Source organism: Paenibacillus sp. NPDC057934 (genome assembly GCF_042887565.1).
Taxonomy (GTDB): Bacteria; Bacillota; Bacilli; order Paenibacillales; family Paenibacillaceae; genus Paenibacillus_AQ.
Map to the genome: position 1 here is coordinate 422,622 of NZ_JBHVPB010000005.1, position 13,308 is coordinate 435,929.

At 48.9% G+C, this 13,308-nt stretch carries 21 protein-coding genes; 19 read left to right on the forward strand and 2 right to left on the reverse strand.

Annotated features, from left to right (window positions below):
- Positions 1-158: 158 nt before the first annotated feature.
- From ACFVRY_RS14355 to ACFVRY_RS14400, 10 genes are all read left to right on the forward strand, one after another.
- Entirely contained in the window at positions 159-1,226 is a 1,068-nt protein-coding gene (locus tag ACFVRY_RS14355; protein WP_387500853.1) for a DNA-methyltransferase, read from the forward strand.
- Between the two features lie 29 nt (positions 1,227-1,255).
- Positions 1,256-1,480 (forward strand): hypothetical protein, encoded by a 225-nt coding sequence (locus ACFVRY_RS14360; RefSeq protein WP_387500854.1) that lies wholly within the window; start codon positions 1,256-1,258, stop codon positions 1,478-1,480.
- Between the two features lie 14 nt (positions 1,481-1,494).
- Positions 1,495-1,746: a hypothetical protein gene (locus tag ACFVRY_RS14365; RefSeq protein WP_387500855.1), complete on the forward strand. Its 252-nt coding sequence runs from the start codon at positions 1,495-1,497 to the stop codon at positions 1,744-1,746.
- Positions 1,743-2,195: an ASCH domain-containing protein gene (locus tag ACFVRY_RS14370; protein ID WP_387500856.1), complete on the forward strand. Its 453-nt coding sequence runs from the start codon at positions 1,743-1,745 to the stop codon at positions 2,193-2,195. Before ACFVRY_RS14365 ends, ACFVRY_RS14370 begins: the two co-directional genes overlap by 4 nt.
- Entirely contained in the window at positions 2,192-2,611 is a 420-nt protein-coding gene (locus tag ACFVRY_RS14375) for a hypothetical protein (protein WP_387500857.1), read from the forward strand. Before ACFVRY_RS14370 ends, ACFVRY_RS14375 begins: the two co-directional genes overlap by 4 nt.
- A complete protein-coding gene (locus tag ACFVRY_RS14380; RefSeq protein WP_387500858.1) occupies positions 2,592-2,849 on the forward strand; it encodes a hypothetical protein in 258 nt (85 codons plus the stop codon). Before ACFVRY_RS14375 ends, ACFVRY_RS14380 begins: the two co-directional genes overlap by 20 nt.
- Positions 2,846-3,022, forward strand: a complete 177-nt coding sequence (locus ACFVRY_RS14385) for a DUF6877 family protein (protein WP_387500860.1) — start codon at positions 2,846-2,848, stop codon at positions 3,020-3,022. Before ACFVRY_RS14380 ends, ACFVRY_RS14385 begins: the two co-directional genes overlap by 4 nt.
- Positions 3,019-3,198: a hypothetical protein gene (locus ACFVRY_RS14390; protein WP_387500861.1), complete on the forward strand. Its 180-nt coding sequence runs from the start codon at positions 3,019-3,021 to the stop codon at positions 3,196-3,198. Before ACFVRY_RS14385 ends, ACFVRY_RS14390 begins: the two co-directional genes overlap by 4 nt.
- A 105-nt stretch (positions 3,199-3,303) precedes the next feature.
- Positions 3,304-3,789, forward strand: coding sequence for a hypothetical protein (locus ACFVRY_RS14395; RefSeq protein WP_387500862.1), 486 nt, complete (start codon positions 3,304-3,306; stop codon positions 3,787-3,789).
- Positions 3,790-4,502: 713 nt separating this feature from the next.
- Positions 4,503-4,820, forward strand: coding sequence for a hypothetical protein (locus ACFVRY_RS14400; protein WP_387500864.1), 318 nt, complete (start codon positions 4,503-4,505; stop codon positions 4,818-4,820).
- 222 nt (positions 4,821-5,042) lie between these two features.
- On the opposite strand, the gene ACFVRY_RS14405 is transcribed toward ACFVRY_RS14400, so the two are convergent.
- The gene (locus ACFVRY_RS14405; protein WP_387500865.1) at positions 5,043-5,279 is read right to left on the reverse strand and encodes a hypothetical protein; all 237 of its coding nucleotides are present in this window, start codon (positions 5,277-5,279) and stop codon (positions 5,043-5,045) included.
- A gap of 23 nt (positions 5,280-5,302) precedes the next feature.
- Complete coding sequence (locus ACFVRY_RS14410; RefSeq protein ID WP_387500866.1) at positions 5,303-5,548, reverse strand: DUF7662 domain-containing protein; 246 nt, start codon at positions 5,546-5,548, stop codon at positions 5,303-5,305.
- Positions 5,549-5,608: 60 nt separating this feature from the next.
- Between ACFVRY_RS14410 and terS the strand changes: the two genes are divergently transcribed.
- The 9 genes from terS to ACFVRY_RS14455 all read left to right on the forward strand — a co-directional run bounded on the left by terS (position 5,609) and on the right by ACFVRY_RS14455 (position 13,280).
- A complete protein-coding gene (gene terS / locus ACFVRY_RS14415; protein WP_387500867.1) occupies positions 5,609-6,475 on the forward strand; it encodes a phage terminase small subunit in 867 nt (288 codons plus the stop codon).
- Positions 6,472-7,737: a PBSX family phage terminase large subunit gene (locus ACFVRY_RS14420; protein ID WP_387500868.1), complete on the forward strand. Its 1,266-nt coding sequence runs from the start codon at positions 6,472-6,474 to the stop codon at positions 7,735-7,737. Before terS ends, ACFVRY_RS14420 begins: the two co-directional genes overlap by 4 nt.
- A 139-nt stretch (positions 7,738-7,876) precedes the next feature.
- Complete coding sequence (locus ACFVRY_RS14425; protein WP_387500869.1) at positions 7,877-9,376, forward strand: hypothetical protein; 1,500 nt, start codon at positions 7,877-7,879, stop codon at positions 9,374-9,376.
- Position 9,377: 1 nt separating this feature from the next.
- A complete protein-coding gene (locus ACFVRY_RS14430; protein WP_387500870.1) occupies positions 9,378-10,439 on the forward strand; it encodes a phage minor capsid protein in 1,062 nt (353 codons plus the stop codon).
- Positions 10,432-10,662 carry a hypothetical protein gene (locus ACFVRY_RS14435; protein WP_387500871.1) on the forward strand — a complete coding sequence of 77 codons (231 nt, stop codon included), beginning with the start codon at positions 10,432-10,434 and terminating at the stop codon, positions 10,660-10,662. Before ACFVRY_RS14430 ends, ACFVRY_RS14435 begins: the two co-directional genes overlap by 8 nt.
- A gap of 27 nt (positions 10,663-10,689) precedes the next feature.
- Positions 10,690-10,944 (forward strand): hypothetical protein, encoded by a 255-nt coding sequence (locus ACFVRY_RS14440; protein WP_483875150.1) that lies wholly within the window; start codon positions 10,690-10,692, stop codon positions 10,942-10,944.
- Positions 10,945-11,033: 89 nt separating this feature from the next.
- The gene (locus ACFVRY_RS14445) at positions 11,034-11,714 is read left to right on the forward strand and encodes a scaffolding protein (RefSeq protein ID WP_387500872.1); all 681 of its coding nucleotides are present in this window, start codon (positions 11,034-11,036) and stop codon (positions 11,712-11,714) included.
- A 14-nt stretch (positions 11,715-11,728) separates the two neighbouring features.
- Positions 11,729-12,106, forward strand: a complete 378-nt coding sequence (locus tag ACFVRY_RS14450; protein WP_387500873.1) for a head decoration protein — start codon at positions 11,729-11,731, stop codon at positions 12,104-12,106.
- Positions 12,107-12,146: 40 nt separating this feature from the next.
- Positions 12,147-13,280 (forward strand): major capsid protein, encoded by a 1,134-nt coding sequence (locus ACFVRY_RS14455; protein ID WP_387500874.1) that lies wholly within the window; start codon positions 12,147-12,149, stop codon positions 13,278-13,280.
- Positions 13,281-13,308 lie beyond the last annotated feature (28 nt).

The window sequence follows — 13,308 nt, forward strand, 5'->3', positions numbered from 1 at the left end:
CGGGATTTTTATTTGCCATTTTGGCTTGGTTTCTTTATACGAGAAATTAATAGATTTCTTAAATAAGACCAAGAAAAATATTGATTTACCGTTGTTCACACTAACTATCGCTTTATGGGTCCAAATTGATGCGATTTTTTTTGGAAGGAGAATAATTTATGATCCTACAAGGCGACAACATGCAAATCATGCCGCAGCTTCCCGCCGAGAGCTTTCACACATGCGTGACTAGCCCGCCTTACTGGGGCCTGCGGGATTATGGAATACCACCTACTGAGTGGCCGGAGACAACATACACGCCAATGCCCGGGTTGCCGCCGGTAACTGTACCGGCATGGACGGGATGCCTGGGGCTGGAGCCGACGCCAGAAATATTTGTTGCCCATAGCGTGGCAGTGTTCCGGGAAGTGTGGAGGATGCTGAGGCCGGACGGTACGCTTTGGCTCAATTATGGGGACAGCTACGCAAAGGCAGGGATATCGGGGATGGGGGATCCGACTATAGGCGAACGCAACCTGGGTGGAATGAAATCAATGAAAAAGGTCATTCCACAGGGACTGAAGCCCAAGGACCTGATCGGTATTCCGTGGCGAGTAGCCTTCGCTCTCCAGGCAGATGGCTGGTATCTCCGGATGGATAACGTCTGGAGCAAAACCAACCCAATGCCGGAGAGTGTGACAGACCGGCCGACCAAGGCACATGAGTATTTCTTTCTGCTTACCAAGTCAGAGCGTTATTACTACGACAAGGATTCGATTATGGAGAAATTGGCCAATTCCAGCATCGCACGGTTATCTCAGGATCTCGAGGGTCAGCAGGGCAGCCGGCGGGCAAACGGGGGGGGCAAATCTAACGGGACTATGAAGGCTGTTTTCTCAGTGCGGGGCTCAAAAGGAATTATCCGAAATCCATTAAATGCAGCGTTAAGAGAGGAAGATAGAGCTTTTATTCCTCCAAAGATGAGGAATAAGCGGTCTGTATGGTCGGGGCCGACAGCATCTTTCTCTGAAGCACATTTTGCAACCTTTCCGGAATGGCTGATAAAACCCTGCATCCTTGCCGGAGCTCCGCCCGGCGGTCATGTGCTTGATCCCTTCGGAGGTAGTGGCACTACCCGCAAGGTCGCGCTGGAAAACAACCGGGAATGCACTATTATCGAAATGGGTCCGCAGTATGTAGAGATTGCAGAACGGCGGACAGCGGCTATACAGCAGCAATTATTCTAAGGGGCATAGCCCCATAAGGGAGGCCTACGATGAAAAAAGCAATATTCCGTGACAGTGGTTGGAAGGCAGAAGTTATTATCCTGGAGGACAAATCTAACGAGGAAGAAGAAAAATACGTGTTGGCAGTAGTAAAGACGATCCGCCCAAGTCCATATTTCGGAGCACGGCCAGATGGCGATGTGTTCACGGTATCTGCAGTTCGGAAATATCGATTCTATTCTGACTGGTCGTTAAGCGACATTACAGAGTTATAAGGAGAGGATAACGGATGGAAAACCTGCAGGGTATGGATCACAAGTTTTTTATCGCCAAAAAAGAGGATGTTGAGAATCTAGACCAAGGTAACAGGAATTTATTCCGGTACATTTTGAATGAAATTCATAAGCAGAGACAGGCGGCCGGAAAGAAGGAGAACACATACATCATGATCAACACTGACGAGCCATATGCAGATGAAGTGATTGAGATACTCAAGCGCAACGGCCACTGGGGCGAAGAACTAAAGGAGGTACAGCCATGAAATCCATAACCATAATACAGCCATGGGCCACGCTTATAGCGGTCGGCGAAAAGGGTTTTGAAACACGGAGTTGGGCGACAAAGTACCGTGGAGAGTTGGCGATCCACGCCGGAAAAAAGGTAGACCGGGAAGCCTGCCAAGAGCCGGAGATCCGCGCAGCATTGGAGCGACACGGATTCACGGCTGATAATCTGCCTACCGGTGGTGTACTCGCCATTGTGAATCTAGCAGAGGTCTATCGGATAACTGATGTTAGTGAGAACAATAGCTCTGCATATGTAATAAATGATACCGGCAAGGTAGATGCTGTTATCGATACAAAAGAGTACGCCTTTGGGTGGTACGAAGAAGGCCGTTACGCCTGGGAACTGACAGATGTTAAGCAGTTACCGGAGCCGATCCCAGCCAAGGGACAGCAAGGACTCTGGAATTGGGAGGTACAGCCATGAGCGAAGAAAAAGTTTTAACACCGGAGCGGATCGCAGAGATCAAACAGCAGATTGAATCAAAGCTTTTTGATCACTTAGGATTCAATGGGTGTGACGGAACATACATCTACATTCTGACCAGAGTTAAAGAAGCATTCGGGTATGGAACAATGACATTGGATGACTTCGTGGAAATAGACGGTGATTTTGTTGGAGAATTGGCGGACATGATTATGGAATTTCACTCTCCAGTGCTGGCTGCTCTGGAAGAGGCTCGGCAGACCATTGCTAAGGCAAGACATATTGTTGAAGTGCCGCCGGCTGTCTTTGGAGAAGGATTCGATTGGGAGTTCCACTATAAAGCTCGCAGAAATTCGCTTCTAAAGGTTTTAGGAAATAAGGAAGGGGAGAAGACAGGTGGGAAGACTCAAATTTGAGATGTGGAAAACACCTAACGAAGAGAGAGCTCTCACCTTCGCCTTTACTGACGGCAAGGGGCTACGGTGTGAATGGACCTTCTTTGGTCCGCCGGAATCTATAAGCCACGTTGGACCGGAATATCTGAAAGACAGGCTTCCTAACGTTAAGACCGATCGGCATGTCGTTTTTATTAAAAAGCAATACAGCCTTGAAATGAAACGGCGTATGGCTGAGGAAGGGAGCAGCAAACCATGACAAACCCACTACAAGAAATTGTTAGTTTAACGCATCTATTGCCCCTATCAGTTCTGCAAGATGTCAATGGAAGGATTGGAGATTGGCTGGCTATGGGTGGTAAAGATGATGATCCTTATATTGAACAGCAATTACGTTTTGTAAAAAGAGTTGCAGAGAGGGGAAAGTCATGACAGTAGACTATACCAAAGTAACTAATGTTGAGTGGACGCCAGAGCAGCTAGCTGAGCATTTACGACGTATCGGAGCGGATAAAGCTCCAGTCAAGCCAAAGACTAACACAAGTATTACGGCTCCACAGCAACATCAGGGCAGCAGCCATTATTCCCGCCGTGGTGGGGAATGGTAGTAGACATGCAAAGACCCCCATATCCTTGGTCGGGGCGGGGGTCCTTAGCGGTAAAACATTCCTCTTGACATTATAACATGACAAAGGGGAATGAGGGGAATGGCGATGGCATACGAACAAGGGGAATTGTTTGCAGAAGCATCAGAGGAGGAGATTGCACAGACCGAGTTCTACCTCGAACGATATAGGGACATGATCCTGTTCATTGCTGATTTTGAGGGGAACGAAGCCGATATGGCTCAGGTTGCCGTGGATGGAGAATCTGCTCGTCGGTTAAGCGTGGATGATTTGCATGCTGATAAGACAGCCAATGCAGTTATTTTGAATGAGAAGCAGAAGTGGATGTATGAGCGGTACCGCGTTTATACGTTCATGATCTTTAGGGCATATAACCTAATACGAGATCCGGACGTGAAGGAAGTGATCCGAGTTCGCTTTATCCAGGGGCATAGCCGCAAGGAAACGATACTTTTCACGCGTCGGGGTACTGCTGCTAGTACAGTGGACCGTTATATTGAAAAAGGCATTAAGATGGTTGCCAATTCTTTGAATCAGATGGGCTTCTTCGACGAAATTTTGAAGAGAAACTGACGACAAGATGAGGACAAAACGGGGAATGTTGACGATCACATGGGTATTTTACCGTGCTATATTGGTAATGTGGAAATCAGGCGAGAGTGACACGCACGGCTGCAGTGATGCAGCATTAACCGAGGCGTACCTCCTCTCGCTTTTCTTTATACTCCGTTCTTGAGAGGGTTTGTCATTCCCTTGTCCCCCTAGAGCCGTGACCACAGCGGTTAAAGTTCGGATCGTGGAGGTTGCCGGCCGCCTGAGTAAGTGCCGGATTATCAAATAAGTGAGAAAATAGTAGAGAATCTATGATTTATAGGGGCGTAATTGCTTTGATCGGGTCCAGTGGTTTTGACTCCGATTTCTCCAGATTAGTAAAATGGTTTTGTTCTCCTTTGTAACCTGGGAGGTAAAGATTTTAAGCAAAGAGCGTAGCGCATTTGCTGCGGACGCTTTGCGGACGCCATGATCTGGTCCGGCTTCTAGCACAAAGTAACTATATACATATTCCAAGGTCGCTCATTATTGGGCGGCTTTTTTGTTTGGAGGAATTGCTTTTGAAGAAGAAACAACAGCAGCAGCGGTTAAAAGGACTTCCTCAGCAGCCAATGAAGTGTAAAGGCTGTATATGGGGACGATGGGAGCAATCAGCACAGTTTTGTTCCAGGGTGAAATGTCAGAAGGGAAAATCTTCCTAGACGTCGAATTATGATGTCGAGGGAGGTGATTATATGTCGGATTGGAAAAAAGAGATTTCAGATAAATTCGCATCTATTGACGCGCGAAGAATGGAAATTCACAAACCATTATATGCTCTTTTGCAAGAACTAAAAAATGAACCAAGTATACGAGCGGTTGATTTTGATCTCATTAGTGAGCATCCATTGGTTTGGTCTGTTACCATTAATGGTAAGACAGAACAGATTAATGAATCAGATGTTGAATACTCGCAACGTCTTTATTCAGGCCCTTCTAATTCGGAAATATCTGAAGATAAGAGAGATGTCGCCGAAGTGTTAAAAGAGATACTGGTTCGGAAGTTTAAGTGAGATTAACATGGCACCCCCACGGGTGCTTTTTTCATGCCTATAAATGGCCTTCTGTGAGTCGATTCAAGCCATTGTTTAGTCAGACGTTTGTTTGTGAGGATAAGTCTAGAGAAGAGCAGGACGGCACGAGCCACGCAGCGTACTGACGGATTACAGCCTGACCCTACAGCGAAACCGACATAACATAAAAGTCCCCCGCGGTATAAGTAGGGGACCGTGCTATCATTTTGCATCCATTAGCAATTGAGTGATTGCTGAAAGAAGATCTGGTGCATAGTCAATTTCAAATTCTGGACCTGGTCTAAGGTGCTTCCCGTGTGGTCGAATATTAAATCGAAGGCAGGGCTTTCCTGTAAAACCATCTTCAACAAAAGTCACTCTTAGGCTTTCGACGCCATTGACCGTCTCTACTTCTATATACTTTTGATTGGATGAGTCAATTTTAATTTCATGGCTCACTTTAGCTCCTCCTAAGATATGTATTATTCGGCTTCGTTTCGCACAAAAATTACGCTGTTTCCAAGATCTACGGACTTAATCTTCCAACCGGCATTTAACCAAGAGTGGGCTTGGGTTCGGCTGGGATGCAGGGTATTGGCCCACCAAGTTCGATCGGTGTAAGAAGATTCAGGTAGCTTATCTCCGAGAACCTTCTCGATCTCAGAGTATGACATTTGTACCTCAATCTGATGTTTCAAATAATCTTCAAGACGAAAATATTTACTCATAGGCAACCTCCTTCTGTTTCCTAAATTATACATCAATCTCCGGGGGTGGTGACATGTAACATGGCGAGAGAACGCAGTCCCGAGCGGGACAAGGCTAGACGGATGTGGTTGGAAAGCGGCGGTACCATGAAGTTGGTGGACATCGCCGCCGCCCTTTCTATTGGAGAAACACAGGTCCGTAAGTGGAAGTCCCAAGATAAATGGGCTGCCGAATTGAAAAGTAACGTTACCAATGATTCGAAAGGTAACGTTACTAATCGTGGTGCGCCCAAAGGTAACAAGAACGCCGTCGGCAACCGAGGCGGTGCTCCTCCGGGAAACCAAAACGCTAAGGGCAACCGCGGCGGCCATGGCGGACCGTTCCGCAATGACAAGGCAGTGACACATGGCTTCTTTCGCAAGTTCTTTCCTGAGCGCACGCTGGAGATTATGGAACAGATTGCAGAGCGTTCACCGATCGATATGCTTTGGGATCAGATTATGATTCAGTACACGGCTATCATTTCAGCTCAGCAGATCATGTTCGTTCAAGACAAAGGCGAGATGATCAAGGAGTTGAAGAAGAGTAAGTACACTGTCGTTGACACAAGTACTAAGGAGAAGTCTTCTTTCGAACAGGTCGTAACCGAAGAGGAGTATGAATTTCAATTCTCTTGGGATCGCCAGGCCACCTTCCTGACAGCTCAATCCCGGGCGATGACGACTCTACAAGGTTTGATCAAGCAGTTCGTGGAACTCTCTAATGAAGACGACGAGCGCCGCCTGAAGTTGGAACAGATGGAGCTTAACATCAAGAAGACCCAGGCTGACGTTGATAAGGCAACGGCTGAAGCCGAGAAGGTGAAGAAGGGTACAGCAGGCAAAGAGCCGCTGCATATCGTCGTTGATTACGGGGATGATGATACCCCTGAGGATGATGCATCATGACTGCAGCAGCCGTAAAAGTCCAGTTCAACCGCCATTTCCGTGATGTAAACCGCACTCGTCGACGTTATAGGGCACTCCGTGGTAGCGCGGGCTCTGGAAAATCTGTCAACATCGCGCAGGACTACATTCTGAAGCTGGGCGACCCGAAGTATGCTGGCGCGAATCTGCTGTGCGTCCGGAAGGTAAACGAGACTAACCGGAACAGTACATATGCGGAGTTGGTCGGTGCAATCAATCGGATTTATGGCGACCGGGCCGAGGAGTATTGGGAAATCCTTCGTTCGCCGCTGACGATCCGCAGCCGAGTGACCGGAAATGAAGTCATATTCCGCGGGATGAATGATGTGCGGGACCGTGAGAAGGTCAAGTCCATCAACTTCGTTCACGGAAAGCTCGTTTGGATCTGGGTAGAGGAAGCAACGGAGCTTCAGGAATCAGACGTCGACATCCTGGATGACCGCCTACGCGGCCTGCTGTTGAATCCGAATCTCTATTATCAGATCACGTTCACCTTTAACCCAGTATCGGCACAGCACTGGATCAAGCGGAAGTACTTCGACCGTGAGAGTTCCGATGTGCTGGCGCATCATTCCACATATCGCACCAACCGCTTCATCGACCCGGCCTATTTCCGACGGATGGAGCGCCGGAAGGAAGAAGACCCGGAAGGATACGCGGTATACGGCGAGGGAAACTGGGGCGAGCTCGGTGGCTTGATATTCAAGAACTTCATTGTGCATGACTTCGATACTTCTTTCGAGATGTTCGATTCTATGCACCATGCTCAGGACTTTGGCTTTAACCATGCTAATGCCATTCTCACGGTCGGTGTCAAAGACGGTGAGTTTTTTGTGTGCGACGAAATCTATGTACACGAGCTGCCGACGGACCAGATCATTGAGATCGCGGACCGAAAGGGCCTAAGCAAGTATCTGGCCATGTATTGCGATTCAGCGGAACCGGATCGGATCCAGATGTGGCAGAATGCCGGCTACAACGCGACTGCCGTCATCAAAGAGCCCGGCAGCGTGCAGGCACAGATCGATTATCTGAAGCAGCGTAAGATTCACATTCATACCGATTGCGTCAACACCATTAAGGAGATACAGCAGTGGTCATGGCGCAAGGATAAGAAGACGGGCTTGTACCTGGATGAACCAGTCAATGTGTTCGATGATGCGATGGCTGCGCTTCGCTATTCGGCTGAACCGCTGAGACGGCCGGAGTTGCTATATGCTAATCAACGGCCTTCGGGCTGGTAAAGAGAAGGTGAGTACTTTGAATAAAGGCATCAAAGTAGGGTCATTCGTTATCGACAGTAAAGGCAATGTATCTGCACAATCTTTGAAAGTGGAAAGCAAATGATCAGCCTATTAATTACCCGGAAAGGAGGACAAACCCGTGACTATCATCTACAGCAAGAAGCGATTCCCGCCACCTCCATATGACACCGAAGTCGAGGACATGCTCTATTACAGGCTACTCTATAGCGGAGATCATGATCTGATCTTTCCAAGGGCTCGCAGCATCCAGACTACGGAGCGGGTAATCAGGCGTTCTCGTCCCGGGCTGCATAGGCGCGGTAGATCAGCAGACATCAAGGTCACCAGTGAGCATCAGTATATCGTTGTTAACTTCGCTTCTCTTGTTGCCGAAGTGCCAGCTGATCTCATTAACCGAGCGCTGGGCAATGTCTCGGCTGATGTGGAGGCGGGTCCAGAGCTGGAGTTTGTTTCCGGTGTGGTCACTGCTTCAAAACCAAATGACAAGATATGGGCTGCGGTCACGCAACATCAGGTCGATGGTCTAATTGCTTACCGGATCCGGAGAAGTGCCAATGGCAAGGTCTGGTTCGAATGGCTGCTCGGCGATCGTTACTTCCCTCACGAAGATGGAAACGGTGCTGACCTGGCTTGGGTCGAGGAGTGGGACGACGGCAAGGGCGGTAAGCTGAAGTTTCTAAGGGTGGAGCGGCAGCTTCTTAGTGATGAAGGCCTCGCTATCCAGCAGATGGTATTTAAGATGGACGGCGATGCAGTTAGTGATCAGATGGATACCCAGCAGTATGCTGCTTCCTATGAGATCGAGATACCGGATGATGAAACCCTGAAGGACGTAACTGAACTGCTCTGCGGTTTCGTAGTCAACGATGAAACCCTGCTGCACCCCCGGGGCCGTTCAGCATTGCGAAATATCGACACCATTCAGGAGGAGATCAACTGGACGATCACACGAGATTCTATCGTATTTGACAAGCATGGTAAGCCGAAGCTTGCTATTCCTCGGGCGCTATGGGATACGGTGGCCAACCAGAACCAACGTGATTACGGCGCTCGGTTTGTACGCGGGGCTGATCTTGAAGTTGTATCCTTTGACGAGAAGACTGGAGCCGTTCCTCAGTACATTGTGTGGGATGCCAAGACGGAGCAGTCCTTTGAGCACGTCAATCGGTTGATCCGGTACATGCTGGCCGTTTCTAAGACTTCTATCCAGGCCGCGGGAATGGAGAATGCCAAGGGAGATACTGGAATCGCTCTGCTGTACCTCTGGATTCAGTCGGTCATCAAGGCCGATGCGATCAAGGGAAAGTTCGATGTCGCCGTTAAGGACGCGATCCGGAAGTGCATGGTGCTGGAAAATGCGCTCGGTAGTGCTGACCTAAAGCCTGTTAACCCTGTCATTGAATGGGGTGACATGCTACCAAAAGCAGAATCTGAAAAGGATTCGGAAGAAAGCAAGAAATACACCGATGGAGTACAGTCGCTTGAAACCACGGTGCGTAAGCTGCATCCGGACTGGTCAGAGAAAGCCATTGAAGCCGAGATTCAGAAGATTCAGGATGAGAAGGCAGTTGATTCACTGAACCCAACCTATGTACAACCGCCCCGGGTAACGGTGTAGGATGGCCACTACTGAAGAATTGATTGCGCTGTTCGAAATAGCTGGGTTCAGGCTCTTGGATCTGGTTACTCAGCTGCAGGATGGTAACCTATCTAATCGCCGTAAGCAGGAATTGATGCGGCAGGTAGATTTGATCGTTGCAGAGTTAACTGGTGACGCTGGGAAAGGATTGGCCGATCTGATTGGTGCTGAGTACCGGAGCGGGGCAGCCGTGGCTGTTGAACAGATTGTTGCAGCCGGGATTGTGAGGGAAGCACTAGATGTTACCGTTAAAGCGATCGTCCATCAGGGAGCGGCACAGGCGATTTCAGACGAGGCCTTTTATTCCATACTTGAAGCAACGGAGCACATGAGCCGTGATGCCAAGCAGCGCATTGAGGATGCTGTCCGCATTGCGAATGAGCAGTCGCTTATTCAGGGGGTCAGCCGGCGACAAGCTACACAGAACGCTGTGGCTCAGGTTAATAAGCAAGGAATTACCGGCATAATTACGAAGAACGAAGCACGTATTCCAGCTGATAAGTACATGGTTGGGGTTGTGCAATACCATCAGCGTAAGGCTCACGTCACGGGTACCGAAAACATGGCTGTGCAGAACGGGCGAGACCTGGTGTATATCAATTATGTTGGTATCACCTGTTCGCTGTGTGCCAAGTATCAGGGCCGTGTCTATTCTATTAGTGGTAATGATAAGAGATTTCCGAAGCTTGATCTGCGACCGCCTTATCATAGCCATTGCGTTCACTCGATGTCTGTCTGGATAGAGGAATATACGTCTGCTGAAGAAGTTGAGCAGACCATTAAGGACAGCAATCGTCCTTTTGAGGATAATCGTACCGAAGCCAACATGAAAAGGTACAACGAGATTCAGCGGGAGAAGTCGCGGAAGAATGCCACTCGTAAGCAGTGGATTAGGTATAAGGCGGTGTTGCCGGATGATACACCTGATCTTAAGCAGTTCGCTAGCCATAAGGTGCGAGGGACAGCGAAGTATGCGGAGCTGCAGGAGCTTTATCGACAAGTGAACATTGAGATCAAGAAGGCGGGTGAGCCTAGTGGATGAGATTAAGGAGCGGCGCGATCGTCGTTCTGGAAAGGTAACGCCACTGGTTTGCGCCGAGAGTCTGGTGCAGGCAGCCGAGCAGGGACGAATAGAGGCGTTCGTCGCTGTTGTGAAGTTGGCTGACGGCACGATCCAGACGACTTGGAGTCAAATACAAAGTATTGAAGCGCTTGGTCTCTTGGAATGTGGCAAGGATGACGTTCTTCAAAAGATGAGGGAGTGATAATCGTGAAATATCGTAAAAAAGCCTGTGGTTATTAATGCGTTCAAGTGGACAGGTGACAAAACACAGGTAGAGGATCCAATTTGGATTAATGAGGCTGTAGTTACTGGGGAAGTTTGGTTTGAAAACTTCGGTACTCCTGAAGTAGTAATGTGCATTAAAACGCTTGAAGGAGTTATGAAAGCGCAGCGCGGCGACTACATCATCATGGGAGTGGCAGAGGAGATTTACCCATGTAAGCCTAACATTTTCGAAGCAACGTATGAAGCAGTCGCTGAATAGGCGGCTTTTTCTTTTGTCCAAAACGCCGTGATGACGTTATAAAAGCTGCGGCAGGCAGTCCACCCGGACTTAAACAGGAGGTCAATATCATGAAAGAATATATCGCTAAAAAAGCATTCCGGTTCCCTTTGGATTTGCAGTTCTTTGCAGCAGACCCGCCAGCCGATCCACCAGCAGACCCGCCTGCTGATCCCCCGAAGGATAAGACCTTCACCCAGGCCGAACTCGATGCTGCTGTTCAATCCCGGTTGGGCCGAGCTGAGAAGGCTGCGCAGAAGGCGTTGGCTAAGGAACTTGGCTATGATTCCGTGGAAGCGATGCAAGCTGCTTTAAAGAAACCAGAGCCGAAGCCGAATGACAAAACAACTGATCCTATTGATGTCGAGAAGCTACTGGATGAACGCTTGAAAGAGCGCGAGAAGGCACAGAACGAGAAGACCTTTCAGCGCCTGCTTACTGCCGAGGTGAAGGTTCTGGCGAACGAACTCGGGTTTGCCGATTGGGAGGATGCTTTCGCGCTCGCTGATCTAACTGCTGCTAAAGAAGATGACAAAGGTAATCTGACCGGAGTCAAGGAAGCGCTGGAGGAGTTGGCCAAGAAGAAGCCTCACTTGCTGAAGTCTAAGCAAGGTGGTGGGACGTTTGGTGCCAATATCTCTGGCAACACGGCTGATGACAAGAAGAAGCGACGTGAAGAAATCGTAAAGCTGGCTCAAAGTCGTGGCGCTGTCGGGGGTACAACAGCTCACGATCCGTGGGCCAAAAAATAAGGAGGGAATAGTTCATGAGACTTCAACCAAAACCACGATTTACAGTCCAGGATGAATATGAAATCCTGGCATCGTTCGAGGTCATCCGTGAGGTGACAAACGGTATCACCATTGATTCGGCTGCTATTACTGCAGATACGAATGGAGACAAGATCATTAAGAAAGGCATGCCGATGGCGAAGCTGACTGCAACTGGAAAGTGGGTGCCTTACAAGCCAGCTGGTACAGACGGTAGCGAGAATCCGAGCGTAATTCTCAAGCGCTCTGTCAATGTAAAAGACGGTGATCATGTTGTCGGTGGTTATGAGGTTGCGAAGATCATCGCAGCGCGTGTACCAGTCACCGTTGATGCTGCACTGCGTGGTAAAATGCCGCACATTGTTTTTGAATAATACCTATATTCAGAAAGGACTGAAATTAAATATGAAACTTATGCAGAAAAAAAGTCGCTTCAAACTTGATCTCCAGCATTTTGCTGCTGGTGATCCTATTGACCTGACGCTGGAAGAGGCATTGTCTGGAGATGACCTGCTGGTCTATTCACGCAATCTTGAAACATCTAATGAATATATCAGCCCTATTCTCTTCCCGCCTCGTGAAGTAGCTGAGCTGACGGTAGACGTTATCCAAGAAGAGTCCGCAAGACTGCCAGTGATGGCGAAGATTGCCGAACTCGGGACGGAAGTTGAATATGCATCCCGTGAAGGCATGAAGGGTAGCCGTATTGAGATTCCAAAAATTCAGCTCGGTCGCTATATGGACGAGCGGCTTGTGCGTATGGCTCTTCAGGCATCACAAAGTTACGGTCTGCGTTCCGAAGAGGTTAATCAACTTCGTAATCGGCAGTTCAACGATGCACAGTTCACTGTGGATGCTATCCGAGCGCGGCGCGAATGGACGGCACTTACAGCCGTATGGAGCGGGAAGGTCATTTATAACGAGGGTAATGTCAAGGTTGATGTTGACTACGGCTATACCGCTGAGCAAAAGCCTGTTCTAACGGGGTCTGACCTGTGGAGTGATTTTGTTCACTCCACGCCGCTGGATGACATTCAGCTTTGGGTTGATTTATGGAGAGCCAAGGGTATTCGGTTGCGCCGCGCGATGACTTCTCAGAAGATCATTACTTATTTGCGTCGTAACCTTGGAATCCGGCGGCATTACCACGGCAATCCGACCGGTGAGGCACAGCCTCCGCAGCTGACCAAGGCTCAACTGGATTCTGTTTTTGAGGAGATGGAATTCCCAACCTTAGTCGCCTACGACACTCAGGCTCGTACTGAGGATCGTGCATTGACTGGTGGCAAGCTGGCATTTACTACTGTGCGAATGGTGCCGGAGAACCGTTTTATCCTGTTGCCTGATGGTCCACTTGGTAACTATCTGTGGGCTAAAACCACTGAGGAAATGATTGCCGAGATCGAAGCAGAGCAAACGGGAGACATGGGCATTTACGTGTTCCGAGATGTGACGAAGAACCCGATCCGCATTCGTACTGCTGGTGTGGCTTTGAACTTCCCGGCATTCGCATGGGCAGACAGTGTGGTTTCTGCAACTGTAATCTAGGAGTTCCTTCGGGAGCTCCTTTCTTTTA